The sequence below is a fragment of the Yersinia sp. 1252 StPb PI genome, assembly GCF_048593885.1.
In the GTDB taxonomy this organism is placed as follows: Bacteria; Pseudomonadota; Gammaproteobacteria; order Enterobacterales; family Enterobacteriaceae; genus Yersinia; species Yersinia enterocolitica_E.
The window spans coordinates 1-23,098 of record NZ_JAZGQE010000067.1; the positions used below are offsets into that span (position 1 = coordinate 1).

A 23,098-nucleotide genomic window follows, 5' to 3' on the forward strand; every position below is an offset into this window, starting at 1 on the left:
AATACTTATCTTTATTAAAATAAGGGAAATTGGAATGAAATTTAAATTACTATCTCTGGCAATGGCATCACTTATCAGCACTAGCGCAATGGCGGTAACTATTGACTATCGTCATGAAATGCAAGATCAAAGTGGTAACACCCACAAAGATCGTTTATTAATGTCACATCGCTTTGCAAATGGCTTCGGTTTGTCACTGGAAGGCAAGTGGAAAGGGGCTCAGGACAAAGATAAAGCATTTAATGAAACAGTCAGCAATGGTACTGAAGTCGTTGCCAGCTATGTATACAAAATTGATAATACATTTTCTATTGAACCAGGTTTCTCATTAGATTCAAGCTCCACAGCCAATAGTTATCGTCCTTACCTGCGTGGTAAGGCTAATATCGTTGACGATCTCTCTGTTTCCTTCCGTTATCGTCCTTATTACAAACGCACCAGCGCCAATATTAATACGCCAAAAGATACATCTGAAAATGGCTATAATCTGACGAGCGTGGTTAGCTATAAATTCTTTAAAGATTACCAATTAGACTATGAGCTGGACTACAAACAAGCCAATAAAGCTGGGGTTATACTGGCAAATAACGAGAACTACGATTGGAGCCACGATTTTAAATTGACTTACAAGTGGGATAAAAACTGGTCTCCTTATATGGCAGTTGGTAACGTTGCTGGCAGCAAAAATACCAACGAACGTCAAACCCGTTATCGCGTTGGGGTGAAATACAGCTTCTGATCCATTATTGAAATAATCAGATTCTGACCTCAGGGGGTCACACCTCACATAACGATTTTTGACAGGTAGCAAGTAATGAAAAAAAGAGCGTTATTCTTGAGTATGGCAGCGCTGGCAACGCTGTATATACCCGCCGGACAGGCAGCGGATACCGATCGTCTCACTGTCGTGAAACAGTATGTCGATAACGTGTTAAGCAAAGCTTCAGATACTTACCACGGTGATAAGCCCAGCCCGTTATTGGCGGATGGTGTTGACCCCCGTACTGGCCAACAAATGGAATGGATATTCCCCGATGGCCGTCGGGCTGTGTTATCAAATTTCTCCGCACAACAAAATCTGATGCGTGTCATGAGCGGCCTGAGCCAGCTTACCCAGGACGCCCGTTACCAAAAACGCGCTGAAGATATCGTTCGTTATCATTTCCAAAATTATCAGGACCCGAGCGGCTTACTCTATTGGGGCGGCCATCGCTTTGTCGATTTGAAAACGCTGCAACCAGAAGGGCCGAGTGAAAAAGAGATGGTGCATGAACTGAAAAATGCCTATCCCTACTATGACCTGATGTTCAGTGTTGATAGTGATGCCACTGCCCGGTTCATTCGTGGTTTCTGGAACGCCCATGTTTATGACTGGCGTATTCTCGAAACCAGCCGCCACGGCGAATATGGCAAACCAATGGGGAAATTGTGGGAAAGTAAATTCGAGCAACAGCCCCCCTTCTTTGCAACCAAAGGGCTTAGCTTCCTCAATGCAGGTAATGATCTGATTTATTCCGCTTCTCTGCTTTATAAACATCAGCAGGAGCCAGAGGCATTAGTGTGGGCTAAGCGTTTGGCCTCGCAGTATGTATTGCCACGTGATGCGAAAACCGGTCTTGGTGTTTATCAGTTTACCCAAGCTCTTAAACGGGAAGAGCCAACAGATGACGCAGATACCCACTCCAAGTTCGGTGACCGCGCCCAGCGTCAGTTTGGTCCAGAGTTTGGCCCGGCAGCATTGGAAGGCAACATGATGCTCAAAGGGCGCACCAGCACGCTTTATTCTGAAAATGCGCTGATGCAACTGCAACTGGGTAAAGATCTGGGCAATCAAGGGCAGGATTTATTGAAATGGACCGTGGATGGCCTAAAAGCATTCGCGCAATATGCTTATAACGATAAGGACAACACCTTCCGCCCAATGATTGCTGATGGGCAGGACTTATCCAATTATACACTGCCGCGTGATGGCTATTACGGCAAAAAAGGCACCGTACTCAAGCCTTACAAAGCGGGCAACGAATTCCTGATTTCATATGCCCGTGCTTATGCCATTGATAATGATCCACTGTTGTGGAAAGTGGCTCGCGGTATTGCAAACGATCAGGGGCTGGGTGATCTCGGTACCGCACCGGGTAAAGAGGTGAAGATCAAGTTGGATACCACCAACAGCGATCCTTACGCATTGTTTGCTTTGTTGGATCTCTACCATGCCAGTCAGGTGGCGGAGTATCGTTTATTAGCAGAGAAAATCGGCGATAACATCGTTAAAACCCGCTATATCGATGGTTTCTTTATGGCTTCACCGGATCGTCAATATGCTGATATAGATGCCATTGAGCCTTACGCTTTATTGGCGCTAGAGGCTTCACTACGCAATAAACCACAGGCAGTAGCCCCTTTCCTGAATGGTGCTGGTTTTACTGAAGGTGCTTACCGAATGGACGACGGTTCAGCCCGGATCTCAACCCGTGATAATGAACTGTTCTTGCTCAATGTGGGTGAGAAGCTGCAACCGAACGGCCGTAAATAGTCCCGACAGCGGCCCGTGCTGGGGCCGCTGTTGGTAAAGTGCCGGGCAGTGGCTTCCCAGGGTTGCTTGTCCCGGCGCTTTCCTCTCGGGTTCCTGTGTCGTGATAAAAAGGATAGGTTGATGAAAAAACAGGTTTTAGCCACTCTGGTGTTAGGTTCGTTGTTCTGCGCATCGGGTTATGCCGCGCAGATTGTTGCTGTCACTGCATCGGGTTATGACAGTGAGAAAGGCCATGTTCCGGCGAATATTGCCGACGGCGATGTAAAAACGCGATGGGCAGCATCAGGAGATAGCTGGATTCAACTGGAATTGGATAAAGCGCAATCCATTGAAAATATTCTCGTGGTTCCATTTAAACCCACCGAACGTAAACTGAAGTTCTCCATCGCCTATTCCAGTGATGGGAAGAGTTGGCAGCCGCTTGCGCAAGGGCTGGAAACCTCTACGGCGGACAAAAACGGTGAGAAGCTGACTTTTGCACCGGTGACAGCCAAATATATCAAGCTGGACACTTTTGGCACAGATATCAATAAGTGGAGTGCCATTAACGAAGTCGCCATCAACAGTGCTGCCACCGTGCCCACCCGGGCAATTAAATAAGCTTACTGGAAATGGCTAACTCGCCCCCTTGACTAATCATCCTTAAAGGGGGCTATTGCTGCAATACATCGGCTGTTCACGTCGTTCAAAAACCTTCTTTTCCCCGACACACCATCCCGATTATTTATCTCATTTCTACCCCTTCTGCGGACTAATCATTTTGGTTAATTGTCTGGTTGATCTGTCTGTTTTTCCGTTGTTGCTCCCGCTTGAAGCGTTTCAGTTCTTAATTTCGTGTTAAGGGTGCAATCCAGTGCAACTAATAATTTCCATATTGTTATGAGGGTGTTATTTTCCGCGCAAGCACGGATAAAAAAGAAGTGTCACTCAATCATCACAAAGAGTTAAGCGACAGGCTGCCGTGTATTTACCCAAAAGGACATAGTCATGAAAGTTTCAATATTTAAAAGTCTTTATTTTCAGGTGTTAACGGCGATTACCTTGGGCGTATTGTTAGGGCACTTTTACCCTGACCTTGGCGCTCAGATGAAACCTCTGGGTGATGGATTTGTTAAACTAATTAAAATGATTATCGCACCCGTGATTTTCTGTACCGTGGTTACCGGTATCGCGGGCATGGAAAGTATGAAGGCCGTTGGCCGTACCGGTGCGATTGCACTGCTCTATTTTGAGATTGTCAGCACCATTGCGCTATTGATTGGGCTGGTGATTGTGAACGTGGTGCAACCCGGTGCCGGTATGAATATCGACCCGGCAACTTTGGATGCCAAAGCAGTTGCACTTTATGCCGAACAAGCCTCGCAACAAGGGATTGTGCCATTCTTGCTGGATATCATCCCAGGCAGTGTGGTAGGCGCGTTTGCCAGCGGTAATATTCTGCAAGTATTGATGTTTGCTGTTCTGTTCGGTTTTGCCCTGCACCGTTTGGGTGAAAAAGGTCAGCTCATCTTTAATGTTATCGAGAGTTTCTCCCGCGTTATCTTCGGTATCATCAATATGATTATGCGCCTGGCGCCGATTGGTGCTTTCGGTGCGATGGCCTTTACTATTGGTAAGTATGGTGTCGGCAGCTTGGTGCAACTGGGGCAGTTGATTATTTGCTTCTACGCGACCTGTATTCTGTTTGTGGTGGTGGTGCTGGGGTCGATTGCGAGATTCAATGGCTTTAACATCTTCAAATTTATCCGCTATATAAGAGAAGAACTGCTGATCGTATTGGGGACGTCATCTTCTGAGTCCGTGCTCCCGCGCATGCTCGATAAGATGGAGAAAGCAGGGTGTAAGAAATCGGTGGTGGGGTTGGTTATCCCGACCGGTTACTCCTTTAATTTGGACGGCACCTCTATCTACCTGACCATGGCGGCAGTGTTTATTGCGCAGGCGACCAACACCCATATGGATGTTATTCATCAGGTCACATTACTGGTAGTACTGCTGCTCTCCTCAAAAGGTGCGGCCGGTGTGACAGGCAGTGGCTTTATTGTGTTGGCGGCGACCATCTCTGCGGTTGGGCATTTACCACTGGCCGGGTTGGCGCTGATTCTGGGTATCGATCGCTTTATGTCCGAAGCTCGCGCCCTGACTAACCTGATAGGTAACGGTGTGGCAACTATTGTGGTTGCCAAATGGTGTAAACAACTGGATAACGACCAGTTGCAGGCGGTGTTATCAAACAAAACACCACCTAACAGTGAGATAAAAAACGGTCTTTCTTCTTCGTAGCATCAAGTGCGAATTCGTAGCACCAAGTGCGCAAGATATAACCAAAATTCAGTCGATGAGTACGACCAAATCACTACCGGTGGCTTGCTGTCACCGGTAGCACCTCTGCACTATAATCGCGAAAATAATGCCCCGCGATCCATTTTCTGGTGTTAAATACCCTTTAGCTACTATTTTTTACTCTGTTGAGTGACATCGGCAAAAGCATGCGGTCTAACAGAATGGTACACTGCCACCTCCGGTTTTCACGGTGGCGTTGACCGTTGATTTTTCGCCTAATAATGACGGCAGAGCGATCAGTTTGTGATGGCTGGACTGGGGTTATTAAAGCTGGATTGGTTTATGCATGTCTTTATGGCTGCCATATCGATGGCGCTGACAAGTTAAACATGGGCTGTTCGGGTGAAAACACGACTGGCTGGTGTAAATTTGTATCGTTTTAAAATTGGATAGTTTATTAAGTAGGGGTTCACATGCAGGGCACCAGAATTCGTCTCATAGTTGGTGGATTATTGTTGGCTGCCGCCAGCAGTAATGTGCAGGCTGAAGCACTACAACCCGATCCTGCCTGGCAGCAGGGGAAGTTAGAAAACGGGTTCTCATGGCAGTTGCTGGCTACGCCGCAACGCCCAAGCGATCGGATCGAGTTACGTCTGGTTGTTAATACTGGCTCATTATCTGAAAGCGCACAGCAAGTTGGCTTTGCCCATCTGCTACCACGCCTGGCATTAATGAGTAGCGCGAGTTTTACTCCCGCCCAACTTCAGTCGCTGTGGCAACAAGGGGTCGATAACGAGCGCCCGTTGCCACCGGCCATTACATCTTATGATTTCACGTTATACAGCTTAAGTTTGCCCAATAACCGCCCCGACCTGATGAAGGAAGCGCTGGCCTGGTTATCTGATACCAGTGGCAAGCTGGCTGTAAATGAACAAACCGTTAATGCAGCACTGAATGGTGCCACCGATCCTATTGCCACTTTCCCGCAAAATATTCAGGAACCTTGGTGGCGTTATCGGCTTAAAGGTTCTTCTTTGATTGGGCATGATCCGGGCCAACCTGTGGCGAAGCCGGTCGATGTCGAAAAGCTAAAACAGTTTTATGAACAGTGGTACACCCCGGATGCGATGACGTTGTACGTGGTCGGAAACGTGGATAGCCGCAGCATTGCCGCCCAAATTGGCAAAACGTTCTCTGAGCTGAAAGGGAAACGCGCGACACCTGCACCGATTGCGATGTTAGCGCCATTGCCGCCAGAGCCGGTAAGCCTTATTAATGAACAAGCGGCACAAGATACGCTATCGCTGATGTGGGATACCCCATGGCATCCTATTCAGGATTCCATCGCATTGAGCCGCTACTGGCGCAGTGATTTGGCGCGCGAGGCGCTGTTCTGGCATATCCAGCAAGTGTTGGATAAAAGTGATCAGAAGAACCTGAAACTGGGCTTTGATTGCCGGGTGCAATATCAGCGTGCACAATGTGCTATCCACTTGAATACGCCGGCTGAAAACCTGACGCCAGGGATGAGTTTTGTCGCCCGTGAACTGGCTAGCTTGCGCGCTAATGGCCTGAGTCAGGCTGAGTTTGATGCGTTGATGGTGCAGAAAAATGATCAGCTAAGTAAGTTGTTTGCAACCTATGCCCGCACTGATACCGACATTTTGATGAGCCAACGTTTGCGCTCACAGCAAAGTGGCGTAGTTGATATCGCCCCGGAACAGTACCAGAAGTTGCGCCAGGCATTCTTGTCGGGTTTGACGCTGACTGAGCTTAATCAGGAATTGAAACAGCAGTTATCGCAAGATACCACGTTGATTCTGACGCAACCGAAAGGCGAGCCAGAAGTGAATGTGAAGGCATTACAGGCGGCGTATAACGCAATTATGACACCCCATACGGTGGTGCCAGAGGATGCCACGCCAACAGTAGCGGCAGCGGAAGCAGCACCACCAACACCGACCACTGCGCAGTAATCAAAAAAGCCCGGGCGGTATGTGCCGGGCTTGTCGTTAATGAAATGAATTCATGACGATATGAAGCAGCAGAGGCGGACCGTAGCGACGTCAGTCACCGGCCGCCTGAACCTGTTGGCGAGTATCAAACTGCTGGCATTGCCGCCAGTGGAATGATAGCACCACGATATTGAATCACCGTGCTGGCTGTTAAATGGCCACGTACTGCTGCGTCGTGGGCGCTACCGCCCGTTAAGCGAACCGCCAGATAGCCCGCACTGAAGGAATCCCCGGCAGCGGTGGTATCCACCACTTTCTCTTTCGGCAGTTTGACCGCGGGAACATCATATTGATGGGCTTCAAAACCGTCTTTTACCCAGACGATACACGAGTCCGCACCACGCTTGATGATAATCTCGCTCACGCCCAAAGCCTGAGTGCTTGCAATCACCTGTTCCAGTGGCTTCTCGCCCCACAGCATATCTTCATCATCCAGTGTCAGGAACGCGATATCCGTACAGGCTAACATGTCACGGTAGGCTTCCTGAGTCTCTTGCTTGCTCTGCCACAGGCGTGGGCGGTAGTTGTTATCAAAGATAACTTTGCCGCCGTTGGCACGACAGGCGCGCAGCAATTGCAGCAGACGCTGGCGCGATGCGTTGTCCAGAATGGCTAAACTGATCCCACTGAGGTACAGATAATCAAATTTTTCCAGCCGCTGGCAGATTTCATCGGCTGCCGGACTGGTCAACCAGAAACGGGCTGCGGCATCATTGCGCCAGTAATAGAAGGTTCGCTCACCGGTGTTGTCGGTTTCGATGAAGTACAGACCCGGCAACTTATTATCCATACGCTGAATAAGATCAGTGTGGATTTGTTCTTGCTGCCAGGCAGCCAGCATCTCTTCACTGAAATTATCAGTCCCCAATGCGGTCACGTAATGTACATTCAAAGCCTGCTTTGATACCTGACGGGCAACATACACCGCTGTGTTCAGCGTATCACCGCCAAAACCCCGGCTAAGATCGGTACCTTTTTGTGACAGTTCAATCATGCATTCGCCGATAACGGCAATATTTTTGCTGGTCATGGAAAGCGGCCTATTTCTGAATGATGAGTCAGTGATGGGAATGATATTGGGTTATCCCCGGCTAACTTGACGTTGTAGCGTTGTTTGCAGCCGTGCTACAACGCCAATGACTTTGACTATAGTCTCACTGCTGGCTTAGTCGGAGTCAATAGTATTAAAACGACGTTTTAAATTTTTTATGATGTAGGTCGGGAAACTGACAAGTTTCCCGCCACTCAGAACAGAATTATGGTGATTTCCGCAGTTCGGTGACGCTTTGACCACCAATACCCCAGTTATCAGTGTCCACTTCATCAATCACGACGACCGTAGTCGCGGGGTTTTTACCTAAGGTATCGACTAATAGTTGGGTGACTCCGGCGATTAGCTGTTTTTTCTGCTCCGCCGTCGCTCCTTCGCGAGTAATTTTAATATTTACATAAGGCATACAGACCTCCATTAACATTAATGGCATTATTGAGTTAACTACTGTAGATGGCTTTAATGTACCGTGCCAGCCTGCTTGGGAGCGATAATCTGTCATGCCGCTATATAAAGTTCTGGTCGTTCGAGTCGATAACATCTCCAGAAAGAAAACCGTTTACCACAGGATGCAATCAGGCTGGCCGCGATATACGCTGCCATTACTGTACGGTGTCTTGCAACATGGCGACTAAACTGATGATGACCAATAAAGTATCAGGTTTACTTGCGCCATCCTTTGCCGCTATTGATCGAAATAAAGGACAGAGCTTCTGGCGGCAATGTCAGCGTCGGTACACTTTTCAACCTATCTATCGCACATCTGGTGCGTTGCTGGCGATTGAACTGCTCACGGCTGTTTTTCATCCTTCATCCCCGGATACACGTTTAAATCCAGAGGATTACTTCAGTGCTATTAGTATCCGCGCTCGTTTGGATGTGGTACTGGAGCAGTTGAATATGATTAAGCAGTGGCACGCCATATTTGTTCATCACTCGGTACTGGTTTCGATCAACATTGATGGACAGGCATTGATGGCGATGCAAGATGATCTGCAAGCCAAATTGCTGATCGATGCTATGCCCTATATTCGCTTTGAATTACTCGAGCACGTTGATACCTCCCTTGATACTCCTTTTGCGCGTATTGCTGAAGCTGACCGACTCTGGTTGGATGATTTTGGCAGCGGGCTGGCCAATTTCACTTCATTTATCAGTTGGCGCTATGAGTACATCAAAGTCGCCAGAGATTTATTTATTGTGTTGCAAGAAAGTGAGGTTGGAAACCAACTGTTCTTCACCTTGGTCACCTTAATGGGGCGCTACTGCAAAGGGGTTATAGTTGAAGGGGTTGAGACCTCGCAGGAGTGGGCCATGGTGCAACGCTCTGATGCCGCTGCCGCACAGGGTTATTATCTGTCCCGGCCAACTTCATTTGATAGATTACAGACGCTGCCTATGTTGTTTTGTGGCTAACCTTCTCTGAGAAAAAGCACTTCCCTGCCGTGTTGCCTCTGCGCATCACCGGATTCAACTGCCCAAATAATGGATTCTAAACCATCATCGACTATGGTTAGTGTAGTCTTCTGAATCCGCACTATTAATCAGTTAACTATTTTTATGGCTGATTTTTCGATTAAATTACCGCGAACTGACGTCCATTAAATACGCGCCTGGTGTCGGATTTAGCTTTATCTATTATGAGTACGGGCATGGAGCTGTTATGACAAAAACCGGAAAAGTGCTGACAGGTGTTGGTGGGCTTATCGTGCTGCTACTGGCGGCGACGGTGATTTTCGTGATGACCTTTGACTGGAACCGTTTGAAGCCAACCATCAATGAAAAAGTCTCTGCTGAGTTGCAGCGGCCGTTTGCTATCCGTGGCAACTTGGGGGTGGATTGGTCACGTAAAGGGGATGAGCCGGGTTGGCGCGGTTGGGTACCATGGCCACATATCCATGCTGAAGATTTGGTGTTGGGCAACCCGTCAGATTTAGTCAGTGATAAAACAGATAATAAAACTAACACGCTAGCCACAGATTTTCCGGCTGGGGAAATGGTCACGTTAAAACGGGTTGATGCCAGTATTGCGCCGTTGGCTTTATTGGCACAGAAAGTGTGGATCCCTCGTATCTGGCTAACACAACCGAATGCCAAGCTGCTTCGTCTGGCTAACGGTAAGAATAACTGGACCTTCAATCTGGCCAATAGCCCTACGCAGGGTGAGGCACCTTCTTCATCTTGGTCAGTGAATATTAACGATATTGTGTTTGATCGCGGTGAAATAACCCTCAGTGATGCCATTCTGAAAGCTGAGTTGCACGCCGTGATCGACCCACTGGGTAAGCCATTGCCGTTTGCTGAGGTGACCGGTACTCGTAATGAGACAAAGGATAAACAGGTTACGGATAAGGCGCAGAGCCATACGCCAGATTATGTTTTCGGCTGGAAAATTGACGGCAAGTATCAGAGCCAGCCACTCACCGGCAGCGGAAAAATAGGCGGCATGCTGTCGATGAGTGATGCGAGCGTACCATTCCCGTTGCAGGCTGATGTGCGTTCTGGCTCTACCCGTGTGGTGGTAGCCGGTACCTTAACCGACCCTGGCAATCTGGCGGGATTAGATCTGCAATTGAAATTTTCCGGTGCCAGTCTGGACAACCTCTATCCCCTTATCGGTGTATTGCTGCCCGCGACCCCGCCTTACAATACCGATGGCCACTTAATTGCCAGCCTAAAGCAAACTGGTGGCGCAGTTTATCGCTATGAAAACTTTAACGGTAAAATTGGTGACAGTGATATTCACGGCAGCCTGACCTATACCGCCAGCCAGCCACGGCCGAAATTAACGGGCAAAATGTCATCAGAAAAATTACGTTTTACTGATTTAGCCCCCTTGATTGGTGCTGACTCCAATCAGGAAAAGGCCAATCGTGGTGAGCGAAACCGGCAGCCTGCAAATAAGGTATTGCCAACAGATAAGTTTGATACCAAAAGTTGGGGAGTGATGGATGCAGATGTCACGTATGCGGCTAAGCGTATCGAACGGGATAAATCATTACCTTTGAATAATCTGTCTACCCACGTGGTACTAAATGACGGTGAGTTACGACTCGATCCACTGCGTTTTGGCATGGCGGGCGGTAACCTTAATGCCACTTTGCGGCTGAATGGCAACAAAGATCCGATGACCGGCAAGGTTGATTTGCATGCCCGCCGCCTGCAATTGAAAGAGCTATTGCCACAGGTACAGGCGATGCGCAACAGTTTGGGGCAGTTGAATGGCGATGCATCATTTACCGCTACCGGTAACTCAGTGGCTGCGTTGCTGGCAACCAGTAATGGTAACCTGCGCTTGCTACTGAATCAGGGGCTAATCAGCCGTAGCCTGATGGAGTTGTTGGGGCTGAATGTGGGTAACTATCTGGTGGCGAAGCTGTTTGGTGATGATGAAGTGAAAATTAACTGCGCAGTGGCCGATGTGCAGTTGCGCAATGGATTGGCAACACCGCGCCTGTTTGTTATTGATACCGAGAATGCCATTATCAACATTACCGGTAATATCAACTTTGCTACTGAGCGGTTGGACTTATCGATCAATCCAGAAAGCAAAGGGCTGCGTATTCTGACCCTACGCTCTCCGCTGTATGTGAAAGGAACATTTAAACAGCCTGATGCTGGAGTGAAAGCGGGGCCGTTGATCGCCCGTGGCGCCATTGCTGCTGTATTGGGTGTCGCACTCACACCTGCTGCGGCCTTACTGGCACTGATTTCGCCCAGTGAGGCTGATGAAAACCAGTGCACCCCTTTCCTGCAAAAAATGAAGCAAAAGAAATAGAGCAATAAAAGATCTATCGCCAGGCTAATGGGAGCCGGTAAATCAATCAATTTGAACAGGGTAGCGGCTGGGCGGTGAGAGCGAGTAGCTAACTGCCCAGCCGTTTTAACGCTACGGAGAGACCAGCGGCGGTGGTGATAGCAAATTACAAGCGTGATCTTGCAATTCTTCCACTGATGCGCGGTGCAGTTTCGTCAGACTCGCCTGACTTGCCAGTAGTAAAAATTCCCCATCAGGCAATGCGGTCATGGCTAAACCATAGCGGCCCATACTATCTTTCGCCCCAGCCACCTCATCAGCTAACAGGCGGAATGCACCTGATTGCTGCAATTCAGCAGCCGTTGTGCGCCGTACCAGATAGTCATGACCTAACAGACCACCTGGCAGGGACTGCCACTGCTGACGGAAGTTTGCCTCTTGCGCTGCCAGCGCCGCTTTTACCTGTGGTTTCAGGCAAGAAATATGGATATGTAAATGGTCCTGACTACGCCCGTATCTTGAATTAATGGTTAGCGAGATATCAGCATCATTAATTGGTGCGCCATATTTATCGGCCATAAAGTGACGGGCTTGCCAGGCATCAAAGAAGTAGTTTGGGCTGCTGCTGGTTAACAACTGTGGGCTTTCCATGCCGCTGATTTTGGCAGTCGGCATCAGTAAATACTGCAATGATCCAATGTTCGCTTTATACACCACAAAACCCGCCGGTATATCAGCCGCGACACAAGGTTGTGGGTTATGTTCTGCGACCATATGGGGAACACATTGCTGGCTGACGATTTTCCACAGTGCATCCGCATTGCTAAAACGCAATTTATACACCGCGGCCAGCAGCACAACTGCCAGTAGTATCAGTAAAAACCACGGTTTTTTTATATAACGCGACACGGATTGCCCTCTGTTTTTGATAACGGCGGCCAGTGTAGTGATAAGTCAGCGAGGTGAGCAAACCCCATAATGCTTATTTATCATTAATGGGGTATTGACCCTATCTGGTTGGGCTTATTGGGTGGCCTTGTTTCCCCCGCCTTGCGGTAAGGTTTCATCCTCAGCGTAGTGGGCTGTGGCTATCCAGGCGGCACAAAATAACGTTAGCCGGGCAAAAAAGTAGAAAAACGCCATTAAACCAATAACGGAGCCAAAAGCCGCCCCGGACGGCGAACTGGCAAGGCGTGGTAGCATCATCGTCATGACAAACTTAATTATCTCAAAGCCGATAGCGGCAATCAGGGTACCGCGCAGTAACGCTTTTTTCTTAGGTTTATGGCGCGGCAGAATCCAGAATATCCATAAAAATAACAAATAGTTAGCCGTAATAGAGATCGACAGCGCAATCAGCGTCATAACGGGCCGTAACCAATCAATCCCCCCCAATCCTAATGCATCAACAATGGCAGATTGTGCAGCACCGGCAATTGACGTCAGTGACAGGGTGATAATCAGTGCGATAACCAACCCAGTCAGCGAGATAAAATCGCGGGCATAACGGTAGTAGAACTTTTCCTGATCCTGTGGATTACGCTCCCACACATCTCGTGATTGAGCACGAATCGCCTCGCGTAAGTTCCCCATCCAACTGATACCGGAATACAGCGCAATCGCTAAGCCAGTCAAGCCGACGGTGGTGCGCTGCTGGATTGCGGTATTTACCGTGTTTTTAAGTGTAGCGGCCAGTGTTGGATCACTGATGGTATTGACAATTTTATTAATTAATTCAGCTAATAAGTCAGGATTAGACGCCAGGACAAAACCGACTGCGGCGAAAGAAACCATCAAAATAGGGATCAGTGACAAAAAAGAAAAATACGTAATAGCTGCACCAAACTGGCTGCCCATCCGGTCATTAAAGCGATCGGTGGCACGGATAATATGGGCAACCACTGGGTAAGCTTTGATGTGGTTACTCAGCCGGGTCATATAGGAAATGGCTTTTTTGCCGGTTTCAATCCCCGCCGCCAGTGGGGCTGAGTTGTCTTTCGGTGCGTTCGGCATAATTCTCCTCAGTGGCCTTAATCCATGCCTTATGCAGATGATTATTCTACAAAATATGATACAAAATGGCAGCAGCCTGTTGATAATAGCAGAGTCGACGTCTATCACAACCTAACCAACAGTTATGCTGGGGTGTCGGTCGGAATTCTGTATGACCACGGATATCTCGATAGCTTATGTGTGCTCAATCATCATCACCGCAGTGGTATCCACGGCCAGTGCTTCAAAAATATGTTCCACATCAGCAGAATAGCTAATGTAGTCTCCTGCGTTTAACTCAACTGCTTGGTCAACTGGGCCGATTCTGGCTTTTCCTGAACTGATAATCACATGTTCAATGGTACCGGGCATATGTGCTCGGGAGCGCCTGAGTTCACCGGGTTGAACATTAATCCGATAGATATCCCGCTGTACCCCTGTGGGGCAGGCAGCCAGCAACGTCGCGGTGTAGTTCGCCTGTTCAGAAACCGCAGTAATCCCTTCATTGGCCCTGATCACCTGAACATGCAAGCGCGGCTGGGCGATAAGCCGACTGACCGGGACATCCAGTGCCATGGCTAACGACCACAGTGTTTCCAAACTGGGATTACCCGCTCCGCCTTCCAATTGCGATAACGTCGATTTCGCGATACCTGCACGCTTTGCTAATTCCGTTACCGTCAGTCCTAACTTCTCACGTTCCCGGCGAATAGAGGCAGAAAGCAAGCCAATCGGGGTTGCTGCTTGGTCTGAGTTATCGGGCATAAAGTGAGTCATTGTTCACCATATCATTCATTTGTTCATCTTGACGAACGGTTGATTGTCGTTCACCATAATAGTCACTTGTTCATTTTAATGTATTGTCTGTTGAGTGCCAAGCACTCAAATACAAAAGCATCCTGGCAGCGATTACGGAGAGAGAATGATAAAAATGAAAGCTCGCGGGGCAATGGAAATGGTCGCAGCTATGCTTATTTCCGGTACTGTGGGCTGGCCGGTTATCGCATCAGGGCAACCTGCGGTAACAGTTGTGTTCTGGCGTTGTGTATTTGGTGCATTCGCCATGTTTATCGCTTGTGCCATGCTGGGTTTACTCAAACGCGGTGTGCTCACGCGACAGCATATCGTCATTGCAGTTATCGGTGGTATTACGCTGGTATTGAACTGGGTTCTACTGTTTGGCGCTTACTCTTATGCCTCCATTTCGGTGGCAACCGTTACCTACCATACTCAACCCTTTATACTGGTTGGGCTGGGGGTACTGTTTTTTGGTGAGAAATTAACAGTAAATGCGCTCTGTTGGTTGCTGGTCGCTTTTGGCGGGATGCTGTTTATCATTATCGGGCAACCGGGGGCCATCACCTCCGGTTCTGACTACCTCTTCGGCATCATTATGGCGCTGGGGGCGGCATTCATGTATGCGGTAACGGCCGCGATTATCAAGCGGCTAAAAGGCTTGCCACCACATCTGATTGTACTGATTCAGTTGTTGGTCGGCGCTATTTTGCTGGCACCCTTTGTGTGTTGGTCTGATTTACCGCTATCAGGCAGCACATGGGGATTACTGTTCATTATCGGCGTGGTTCACACTGGGCTAATGTCCGCACTGTTGTACGGCGCGATTCAGAAAATCCCGACCAGTTTGGTTGGTACGTTATCTTTTATTTATCCGGTTGTGGCGATTATTGTCGACTGGTTGGTATTCGATCACCGCTTGAGTATCGTGCAAATAGCTGGAGCAACTGCCATCCTATTGGCTGCTGCGGGCATGAATTTTGGCTGGAAACTACTAAGGGATCACCCGGGCGAAAGTAAGAAATATTCGTGAGGATAGAATTTAAAACAATAAAAAAGGCTATCAACCCTGCGGTCCATAGCCTTTCTGGTCTTTTACCAAACCTTAACGCATGGTTACAAACTCTTCTGCTGCGGTCGGGTGGATAGCGACGGTGTTGTCGAAATCTTTCTTGGTCGCGCCCATTTTCACGGCGACAGCAAACCCTTGCAAGATTTCATCCATACCGAAACCGATACCATGGATACCAACAATCTTCTCTTCCACCCCTACGCAGACTAATTTCATCCGGCATGGCTGGCGGTGCTGAGTCACCGCGCTGTACATTGCAGTGAATGAAGATTTATATACTTTCACCTGATCGTCGCCAAACTTCTCGCGTGCTTGCGGCTCAGTCAGGCCAATAGTACCGATTGGCGGATGGCTGAATACCACGGTTGGGATATTACTGTAATCCAGATGCTCATCCGGCTTGTTATTGAACAAGCGTTCAGACAAACGGCGACCCGCAGCCACGGCGACAGGGGTCAGTTCAACCGCACCAGTGTTGTCCCCGACGGCGTAGATACCTTTGACGTTAGTGTTTTGGAACTTATCAACTTCGATATAGCCTTTGTCATTGGTTTTGACACCGCTGGCAGACAGATTGAGGTTGTCAGTTGACGGTTCGCGGCCAATGGCCCAAATCAGGTGGTCAACGGTGACTTCAGTGCCATTTTCCAGTTGCAGCGTTAGGCTACCATCGGCGTTTTTAATCACCGCTTTTGGTACCGCGTCGGTATGCAGTGTTGGCCCTTCGGTGTTCATCACTTCAAGCAGAGTTTCAACAATCAGCGGATCAAAAGTACGCAATGGTGCATGTTTGCGCACAAACAGATGGGTTTCTGTGCCTAACCCATTGAGCACCCCGGCGATTTCTACCGCGATATAACCTGCACCTACTACGGCAACTCGCTTTGGCATCTCGTCTAATTCGAAGAAGCCATCGGAGTTAATCCCGTATTCTGCGCCAGGGATATTCGGGTGACTTGGGCGGCCACCGGTGGCGATCAGGATGTGATCAGCAGTGATTTTTTCACCGTTCACTTCCACAGTATGCGCATCAACAAAACGCGCGAAACCATGAATAACATCCACTTTGTTATTGCCTAAACCACGTTCATAAGACTGATGGATACGATCGATGTAAGCAGTACGGTTAGCGATCAGCTTTTTCCAATCGAAATGGTTCACCGTGGTATCGAAACCGTAATCTGGGCCATACAAATGAATCGCTTCTGCAATTTGCGCGGCATGCCACATTACTTTTTTTGGCACACAACCAACGTTGACGCAGGTGCCACCAAGTTGTTTAGCTTCGATCAGCGCACACTTTTTGCCGTACATGGCTGCCCGGTTGATCGACGCGATCCCACCACTGCCACCGCCAATTGCCAGATAGTCGTAATGTTTGGTCATCAGAATCGTTCCCACGTTGTTTAAAATTTGCCTAACAGTTTAACGCTTACCCGAGTTTTGTCGCAAAGGTTGCGTCAATGGCTCTGATTCGCGTGACCAATTGATTTAGGCTGTGTTTATTCTGGCACTACCCACTTCACCAGGGTATGACCATGACCCGATGGCACCAGCACGTTGTGCAGCCACGGCAACAAGGTATTCATCTGTTGTTCTAGCTTCCACGGCGGGTTAATCACAATCATGCCAGATGCGGTCATACCATGTTGGTCACTGTCCGGGCGCACTGCCAGCTCAATTTGCAAGATACGGCGGATGCCGGTGGCTTCCAGATCCCGTAACATACGTTTGATTTGCTGACGTAAAACCACTGGATACCATAATGCATAGGTACCCGTTGCAAAGCGTTTATAGCCTTCCTGAATACCTTTCACCACATCCTGATAATCCGTTTTCATTTCATACGGCGGATCAATCAGAACAAAACCCCGGCGTGATGATGGGGGCAATTGTGATTTAAGTTGTTGATAACCATCGGCACGTTGAACTTTAGCTCGCTCATCTTTAGCAAACTCATTGCGCAGCAACGGGTAGTCGCTTGGGTGCAGTTCAGTCAGATGAATTTTGTCATCTTCACGCAATAAATGGCGGGCGATTAATGGTGAACCGGGGTAGTAACGCAGTTTTTCACTACGGTTAAAGTAATTGATAGCACTCATATATGGCGCTAAATCAGCAGGTAAATCATCTCGTTGCCACAGTAGGCCGATACCATCAAGGTATTCACCCGTGCGCTCGGCATGCTCACCGCTTAACTGGTAGCGACCGGCACCGGCGTGGGTATCCAAATAAAGGAACGGTTTTTCTTTTTCCTTCAAAGACTCAATAATCAGACTTTGAACGGTATGTTTAAGAACGTCGGCATGGTTGCCGGCGTGAAAACTATGGCGATAACTTAACATTTTATTTTAACCAATTGATATTCTAATTTAAATCAAGGATTTAGCGAGAATATATGCTGTAGATTGTGGCAGTGCTTTTTATCTGTGGATGCGACAAACACCCGGGTGAGAAACCGCAGCCAGCACATTATGGCAACTAGTATAAACTGTCTGGTGGATAAAAACTGAATTGCATTAATCTGTGATGAATACCTGATCTGACCTCAATGGATATAATAATGACTAACAAGATAATTGCTGAGCACTACCTAGACGCTTTGCTCTGGTCCTTTGGCGACAGTTCTGAGATGGCAGATGAATTGGCGCAATTGGTCATCAACGGCGCTAAAACAGCGACTTGTTGCTCCTATCGTGCTTATAAATCAGAAGCTTCGCCCAGTGTTGGTGATTACAATGTCATTCTCGATGGCCGAGGCACACCGGTTTGCGTCATTAGAACCATGAGCTTAACGCTGGTCCGCTATTGTGATGTCACCGCAGAAATGGCGGCCAAAGAGGGGGAGGGAGATAAAAGCTTGGCTTATTGGCAGACCGGGCATCGGGCCTTCTTTGAACGGGAGGGTGATTTCTCCCCTGAGATGCTATTGGTCTTTGAGCAATTTAAGCTGGTTGAGGTTTTTGCTACACCCGCAGTGCGAGCTTGATTGCCAAAATCGGTGGGTAATCAATAGTCGTCAGGCCGCCAGCCATTGATTTTCATGTTGATAGACCTCATGTTAATCATACATAGATAATTTATAAGTCGTCGTTGTATTCACCATCGCGGCGGTATTGAAAACGATCATTGATATTCAAAAGAATCATTGATATCCAAAACTATAATCAGGACTGCCCTATGACAAATCCGCTGTTGACCCCGTTCTCCCTGCCGCCATTTTCTGCGATTCGCCCCGAAGATATCGTGCCTGCGGTGAAATCCGCACTGGATGAATGTCGTCAAGCGGTGGAACGGGTAGTTGCCCAGCCAGGACCTTTCACCTGGGATAACCTGTGTCAGCCATTGGCTGAGTCTGACGATCGCTTATCGCGTATCTGGTCGCCGGTCGGGCATTTAAATTCGGTCAAAAATAGCCCGGAACTGCGCACTGCATATGAACAAAGCCTGCCATTGCTGTCGGAATACGGTACTTGGGTGGGTCAACATAAAGGTTTGTATCAGGCCTATGTCAGTCTGAAAGAAGGCCCAGGGTTTGATGCATTGACAGCCCCACAGCGCAAAGCAGTAGAGAATGCGCTGCGCGATTTCCAGTTATCCGGTATCGGTTTGCAACCCGATCAGCAGAAACGTTATGGCGAAATTGTCGCCCGCTTGTCTGAGCTAGGCTCCACTTACAGCAATAACGTGCTTGATGCCACCATGGGCTGGAGCAAGTTAATTACTGATGTTAACCAATTGCAAGGCTTGCCAGAAAGTGCCCTGGCTGCGGCTAAAGCTATGGCTGAAGCCAAAGAGCAGGATGGTTGGTTGCTGACACTGGATATGCCAAGTTATCTGCCGGTTCTGACCTATGCTGATAACGCTAAATTGCGCGAAGAGATGTATCGCGCCTTTGCTACCCGTGCCTCTGATCAGGGGCCAAATGCCGGTAAGTGGGATAACAGTGAAATCATGGCGGAAATTCTGACATTGCGCCATGAATTGGCACAACTGTTAGGTTTTGGCAGCTATGCCGATAAATCGCTGGCGACCAAAATGGCAGAAAGCCCGCAACAGGTGCTTGGTTTCCTGAACGATTTGGCGAAACGCGCCCGTCCGCAGGCTGAAGAAGAGCTGGCACAATTACGTGCTTTTGCTGAAAAACACTACGGCGTCAATGAGTTGGCTGCCTGGGATATCACCTATTATTCAGAGAAGCAGAAGCAGCATCTGTTCTCCATCAGTGACGAGCAATTGCGACCTTACTTCCCGGAACAGCGGGTGGTGGAAGGGTTATTCGAAGTCGTTAAACGTATTTACGGTATTAGCGCCAAAGAGCGCCGAGATGTGGATACCTGGCATCCAGATGTGCGTTTCTTCGAACTCTTTGATGCCAGCGGTGAACTGCGCGGCAGCTTCTATCTTGACTTGTATGCCCGTGAGCACAAACGTGGCGGTGCCTGGATGGATGATTGTGTTGGTAGCCTGCGTCTGGCGAACGGTCAATTACAAAAACCGGTGGCTTATCTGACCTGTAACTTTAACGGACCAGTCGGCGGTAAACCGGCGCTGTTCACCCATAACGAAGTCACCACCTTGTTCCATGAATTCGGCCATGGCCTGCATCACATGCTGACCAAAATTGATACTGCCGGCGTCTCGGGCATCAATGGTGTCCCTTGGGATGCGGTCGAATTGCCGAGCCAGTTTATGGAAAACTGGTGCTGGGAGCCACAGGCGCTAGCGTTTATTTCTGGCCATTACCAGACGCACGAGCCATTACCGCAAGAGATGCTGGATAAACTGCTGGCGGCCAAAAACTATCAGGCGGCGCTATTTATTCTGCGTCAATTAGAGTTCGGCCTGTTCGATTTCCGCATGCATTATGAGTTCGATCCACTGACCGGTGCACAGATCCTGCCGATCCTGTATGAAGTGAAAAAGCAGGTGGCAGTGGTACCGTCACCGACATGGGGCCGCTTCCCACATGCTTTTAGCCATATCTTTGCCGGTGGCTATGCAGCGGGTTACTACAGCTATTTGTGGGCAGAAGTGCTCTCGGCAGATGCATTCTCGCGTTTCGAAGAAGAGGGGATTTTCAATGCTGCCACCGGGCAGTCCTTCCTCGATAATATTCTGTCCCGCGGTGGCTCTGAAGAGCCGATGACGCTGTTCAAGCGCTTCCGTGGCCGTGAACCGCAGTTGGATGCTATGCTGCGCCATTACGGTATTAAGGGCTAGAACGTGTCACAAGTCAGTATCTGTTTATTGTCTGAAGCAGGCGCCGCCCCCGGCGCCTTGTCTATTTTGGCTGAGCGTTGGGGTTTGGTGTCTGACGAGCAGGCCATTATGGCGCTGGTGTTGACACCTGAGCGCCTTGAATTGCGCAAGAGGGATGAGCCGAAGCTCGGTGGCATTTATGTCGATTTTGTCTCCGGTACGTTGGCGCACCGCCGCAAGTTCGGTGGTGGGCGAGGGGAAGCGGTAGCCAAAGCTGTCGGTGTCAAAAAGGGTTATCTTCCCCGCGTGGTCGATGCTACCGCAGGCTTAGGGCGGGATGCGTTTGTTTTGGCGGCGCTGGGTTGCCAGGTGCAAATGCTGGAGCGCAATCCAGTGGTGGCAGCATTGCTTGATGATGGTTTGTGTCGCGGTTATCAGGATGCTGAGATTGGTCCGTGGCTGCGCGAACGGTTGACGCTGTTGCACGCCTCCAGCCTGATAGCACTGGCAGATATTGAACCCCGGCCAGAAGTGGTTTATCTCGATCCGATGTACCCGCACCGGCAGAAAAGTGCGCTGGTTAAAAAGGAGATGCGGGTGTTCCAATCGCTGGTGGGTGCGGATGAAGATGCCGATGGTTTATTGGCACCGGCCCGCGCGTTAGCTACCAAACGGGTGGTGGTGAAGCGGCCAGATTATGCCGAACCGTTGGCAGGAATAGCTGCGTCAGCGGCTGTAACCACTAAAAGTCATCGTTTTGACCTCTATATGCCACTTCCTTGATGCTATTACAGTGTCAGTTGGCCCTGTGGCGGTAACGCCAATGACTTTGGGTATATTGCTTGGGGATTATGAGCCTCTAATGAGGCTCATCCGACGGGCCAGCGCAAGCGCTGTTCAACATGGTTTACAACCAAGTTGTCACTCAATTGCCGCCTTCCTGCAACTCGAATTATTTAGGGTATAAAGCGTTATGAAATAAGCGGTGGGCTGACAATAAAATCATTGTGAGTGAATTGATGTTTGCCGATAAATCTTATCATCATATCGACTTTGCTTATTTTTGGATCGAAATCAATCATCAGATAGGTAATATTAGCGACATCATCATATTTCTGCATTAATTCTGTTTGACCATTCGCGCTGAATTGATTGACCATAACAATATTATTATTATTGCCAGCCATAATGAATGATAAATCAATTTTATCTTCACCAGATGTAAAGTCGATGATGGTATCGGTATATTTTTTGGTGGAATCTCTGCTATTACGGTATTGGAAAATATCACACCCCTCTCCCCCTTTCATCCGGTCAGCGCCACGTCCGCCGAATAGCCGGTCATTGCCATTGCCACCGCTGAGCCGGTCATTACCCGCGCCGCCGGATAAGAAGTCATCACCCTTACCACCGGATAGCCGGTCATTGCCACGGCCCCCGAATAGCCTATCATTTCCCACCCGGCCCCTTAATTTGTCATCACCATCCCCTCCTTTCAGGGTGTTATTTGATCGGTTACCGTTGATTTCATCATCACCGCTACCGCCGATGGCATTTTCAATCACGACTTTATCTGCAATTGAGACATTGCCTCTCAAGCCGCCAATATCAGAGAAACCACGCTTAGTCAGCGTGATTCTTTGGTCTTGATGATAACCCGAGAAATCAAACGTATCGGTACCACCGGCATCCCACACGCAGAATATCAACTTGTCGCTAGTGTGGGTTGCAGTAAAGTAATCCCTATTACTATTGGAATTGAAACCATAAGTCGTATCACCGGTTCGGCTACGGCTATTGGCACCGTAAAGGTATTGAAGTGCTAAAATATCATAGAGTTGCGGTGTTGATGCAAAGTTACCCCCGTAGATTGCTCCTGAGTTGAACTCAGATAAATAGCTCATTACGCTGGTTTGTTGTGTTAAGCCTACAGTGTCATGTGTATGTTCCAAGCCGAGTGCATGGCCGAGTTCATGCATAAACACCCGACCACCATAGTTTGATGGTGTGGGGGCTAGATTCTCGTCTATCTTCGCATTAATAAATATTGGACTGAGGCTACTAGAATTTGGGGAATAGGCATAACCGCCAATTGCCCCCTCAAGTGACACATTGGCAATGGGGATGTTAGCTATAACATCATCTTTAGCCTCACTAAATTTAATATTCGCCACATCAGCAATGGCGAGCATAGCCGTTCTTACCTGGTGAATTTGGGCTTCATTAAGGGGATCGGCCGGAGCACCCTCAACTGATTTATAATAATGGTAACCTATTGGTATTTGTTGGCTAAATGAATAAGTGATAATACTTACTCCATTCTTATCTTTATTTTGCCATTTGTTTCTGCTGGTTATCGCTAATAGATTAATCGCCTTTGATTTATTAATATCAATAC

Annotated in this window: 19 protein-coding genes; 11 read left to right on the forward strand and 8 right to left on the reverse strand. The window is 48.6% G+C overall.

The window, feature by feature from the left end; all coding sequences use genetic code 11:
* Positions 1-34: 34 nt before the first annotated feature.
* The 5 genes from V2A85_RS11725 to V2A85_RS11745 all read left to right on the forward strand — a co-directional run bounded on the left by V2A85_RS11725 (position 35) and on the right by V2A85_RS11745 (position 6,792).
* Entirely contained in the window at positions 35-739 is a 705-nt protein-coding gene (locus tag V2A85_RS11725; protein ID WP_083161368.1) for an oligogalacturonate-specific porin KdgM family protein, read from the forward strand.
* 75 nt (positions 740-814) lie between these two features.
* Positions 815-2,533, forward strand: coding sequence for a pectate lyase (locus tag V2A85_RS11730; protein WP_420071502.1), 1,719 nt, complete (start codon positions 815-817; stop codon positions 2,531-2,533).
* 120 nt (positions 2,534-2,653) lie between these two features.
* Complete coding sequence (locus V2A85_RS11735; protein ID WP_372560263.1) at positions 2,654-3,133, forward strand: discoidin domain-containing protein; 480 nt, start codon at positions 2,654-2,656, stop codon at positions 3,131-3,133.
* A gap of 387 nt (positions 3,134-3,520) precedes the next feature.
* Positions 3,521-4,816, forward strand: coding sequence for a dicarboxylate/amino acid:cation symporter (locus tag V2A85_RS11740; RefSeq protein WP_372560264.1), 1,296 nt, complete (start codon positions 3,521-3,523; stop codon positions 4,814-4,816).
* A 473-nt stretch (positions 4,817-5,289) separates the two neighbouring features.
* Entirely contained in the window at positions 5,290-6,792 is a 1,503-nt protein-coding gene (locus tag V2A85_RS11745) for a M16 family metallopeptidase (protein WP_420071503.1), read from the forward strand.
* A 124-nt stretch (positions 6,793-6,916) separates the two neighbouring features.
* On the opposite strand, the gene V2A85_RS11750 is transcribed toward V2A85_RS11745, so the two are convergent.
* Complete coding sequence (locus V2A85_RS11750) at positions 6,917-7,861, reverse strand: sugar kinase (RefSeq protein WP_372560266.1); 945 nt, start codon at positions 7,859-7,861, stop codon at positions 6,917-6,919.
* Between the two features lie 226 nt (positions 7,862-8,087).
* On the reverse strand, positions 8,088-8,288 hold the full coding sequence (locus V2A85_RS11755; protein ID WP_420071504.1) for a 2-hydroxymuconate tautomerase family protein: 201 nt from the start codon (positions 8,286-8,288) through the stop codon (positions 8,088-8,090).
* 218 nt (positions 8,289-8,506) lie between these two features.
* Here V2A85_RS11755 and pdeH point away from each other — a divergent pair, with 218 nt between their 5' ends.
* Together pdeH and V2A85_RS11765 are read left to right on the forward strand one after the other, a co-directional pair.
* Positions 8,507-9,298 (forward strand): cyclic-guanylate-specific phosphodiesterase, encoded by a 792-nt coding sequence (gene pdeH, locus V2A85_RS11760; RefSeq protein ID WP_193784750.1) that lies wholly within the window; start codon positions 8,507-8,509, stop codon positions 9,296-9,298.
* Between the two features lie 247 nt (positions 9,299-9,545).
* Positions 9,546-11,660 (forward strand): AsmA family protein, encoded by a 2,115-nt coding sequence (locus V2A85_RS11765; protein WP_420071505.1) that lies wholly within the window; start codon positions 9,546-9,548, stop codon positions 11,658-11,660.
* Between the two features lie 111 nt (positions 11,661-11,771).
* Here the strand turns inward: V2A85_RS11765 and V2A85_RS11770 are convergent, their stop codons facing one another.
* The 3 genes from V2A85_RS11770 to V2A85_RS11780 all read right to left on the reverse strand — a co-directional run bounded on the left by V2A85_RS11770 (position 11,772) and on the right by V2A85_RS11780 (position 14,396).
* Positions 11,772-12,548, reverse strand: a complete 777-nt coding sequence (locus V2A85_RS11770; RefSeq protein ID WP_420071506.1) for a CDP-diacylglycerol diphosphatase — start codon at positions 12,546-12,548, stop codon at positions 11,772-11,774.
* Between the two features lie 114 nt (positions 12,549-12,662).
* Entirely contained in the window at positions 12,663-13,652 is a 990-nt protein-coding gene (yhjD, locus tag V2A85_RS11775; protein WP_420071507.1) for an inner membrane protein YhjD, read from the reverse strand.
* Positions 13,653-13,826: 174 nt separating this feature from the next.
* Positions 13,827-14,396 carry a helix-turn-helix domain-containing protein gene (locus V2A85_RS11780; RefSeq protein WP_420071508.1) on the reverse strand — a complete coding sequence of 190 codons (570 nt, stop codon included), beginning with the start codon at positions 14,394-14,396 and terminating at the stop codon, positions 13,827-13,829.
* Positions 14,397-14,556: 160 nt separating this feature from the next.
* Between V2A85_RS11780 and V2A85_RS11785 the strand changes: the two genes are divergently transcribed.
* Entirely contained in the window at positions 14,557-15,459 is a 903-nt protein-coding gene (locus tag V2A85_RS11785) for a DMT family transporter (protein ID WP_420071511.1), read from the forward strand.
* A 72-nt stretch (positions 15,460-15,531) separates the two neighbouring features.
* On the opposite strand, the gene gorA is transcribed toward V2A85_RS11785, so the two are convergent.
* On the reverse strand, positions 15,532-16,884 hold the full coding sequence (gene gorA, locus V2A85_RS11790; protein WP_372560271.1) for a glutathione-disulfide reductase: 1,353 nt from the start codon (positions 16,882-16,884) through the stop codon (positions 15,532-15,534).
* Between the two features lie 116 nt (positions 16,885-17,000).
* Positions 17,001-17,843, reverse strand: a complete 843-nt coding sequence (locus V2A85_RS11795; protein WP_372560272.1) for a 23S rRNA (adenine(2030)-N(6))-methyltransferase RlmJ — start codon at positions 17,841-17,843, stop codon at positions 17,001-17,003.
* 218 nt (positions 17,844-18,061) lie between these two features.
* Here V2A85_RS11795 and V2A85_RS11800 point away from each other — a divergent pair, with 218 nt between their 5' ends.
* From V2A85_RS11800 to rsmJ, 3 genes are all read left to right on the forward strand, one after another.
* Positions 18,062-18,487 carry an ASCH domain-containing protein gene (locus V2A85_RS11800; protein WP_420071509.1) on the forward strand — a complete coding sequence of 142 codons (426 nt, stop codon included), beginning with the start codon at positions 18,062-18,064 and terminating at the stop codon, positions 18,485-18,487.
* A gap of 191 nt (positions 18,488-18,678) precedes the next feature.
* A complete protein-coding gene (gene prlC, locus V2A85_RS11805; protein ID WP_372560274.1) occupies positions 18,679-20,721 on the forward strand; it encodes an oligopeptidase A in 2,043 nt (680 codons plus the stop codon).
* Positions 20,722-20,724: 3 nt separating this feature from the next.
* On the forward strand, positions 20,725-21,483 hold the full coding sequence (gene rsmJ, locus V2A85_RS11810) for a 16S rRNA (guanine(1516)-N(2))-methyltransferase RsmJ (RefSeq protein WP_372560275.1): 759 nt from the start codon (positions 20,725-20,727) through the stop codon (positions 21,481-21,483).
* A 188-nt stretch (positions 21,484-21,671) separates the two neighbouring features.
* Here the strand turns inward: rsmJ and V2A85_RS11815 are convergent, their stop codons facing one another.
* On the reverse strand, positions 21,672-23,096 hold the full coding sequence (locus tag V2A85_RS11815; RefSeq protein WP_420071510.1) for a M10 family metallopeptidase C-terminal domain-containing protein: 1,425 nt from the start codon (positions 23,094-23,096) through the stop codon (positions 21,672-21,674).
* Positions 23,097-23,098: the final 2 nt, after the last annotated feature.

What these genes read in the sequence shown, in the direction of transcription:
- V2A85_RS11730 (WP_420071502.1), top strand. Translation starts at nt 815, where the DNA reads ATGAAAAAAAGAGCGTTATTCTTGAGTATGGCAGCGCTGGCAACGCTG.
- V2A85_RS11740 (WP_372560264.1), top strand. Translation starts at nt 3,521, where the DNA reads ATGAAAGTTTCAATATTTAAAAGTCTTTATTTTCAGGTGTTAACGGCG.
- V2A85_RS11800 (WP_420071509.1), top strand. Translation starts at nt 18,062, where the DNA reads ATGACTAACAAGATAATTGCTGAGCACTACCTAGACGCTTTGCTCTGG.
- V2A85_RS11780 (WP_420071508.1), bottom strand. Translation starts at nt 14,396, where the DNA reads ATGCCCGATAACTCAGACCAAGCAGCAACCCCGATTGGCTTGCTTTCT.
- pdeH (WP_193784750.1), top strand. Translation starts at nt 8,507, where the DNA reads ATGGCGACTAAACTGATGATGACCAATAAAGTATCAGGTTTACTTGCG.
- V2A85_RS11755 (WP_420071504.1), bottom strand. Translation starts at nt 8,288, where the DNA reads ATGCCTTATGTAAATATTAAAATTACTCGCGAAGGAGCGACGGCGGAG.
- yhjD (WP_420071507.1), bottom strand. Translation starts at nt 13,652, where the DNA reads ATGCCGAACGCACCGAAAGACAACTCAGCCCCACTGGCGGCGGGGATT.
- V2A85_RS11745 (WP_420071503.1), top strand. Translation starts at nt 5,290, where the DNA reads ATGCAGGGCACCAGAATTCGTCTCATAGTTGGTGGATTATTGTTGGCT.
- V2A85_RS11725 (WP_083161368.1), top strand. Translation starts at nt 35, where the DNA reads ATGAAATTTAAATTACTATCTCTGGCAATGGCATCACTTATCAGCACT.
- prlC (WP_372560274.1), top strand. Translation starts at nt 18,679, where the DNA reads ATGACAAATCCGCTGTTGACCCCGTTCTCCCTGCCGCCATTTTCTGCG.
- gorA (WP_372560271.1), bottom strand. Translation starts at nt 16,884, where the DNA reads ATGACCAAACATTACGACTATCTGGCAATTGGCGGTGGCAGTGGTGGG.
- V2A85_RS11735 (WP_372560263.1), top strand. Translation starts at nt 2,654, where the DNA reads ATGAAAAAACAGGTTTTAGCCACTCTGGTGTTAGGTTCGTTGTTCTGC.
- V2A85_RS11795 (WP_372560272.1), bottom strand. Translation starts at nt 17,843, where the DNA reads ATGTTAAGTTATCGCCATAGTTTTCACGCCGGCAACCATGCCGACGTT.
- V2A85_RS11750 (WP_372560266.1), bottom strand. Translation starts at nt 7,861, where the DNA reads ATGACCAGCAAAAATATTGCCGTTATCGGCGAATGCATGATTGAACTG.
- V2A85_RS11765 (WP_420071505.1), top strand. Translation starts at nt 9,546, where the DNA reads ATGACAAAAACCGGAAAAGTGCTGACAGGTGTTGGTGGGCTTATCGTG.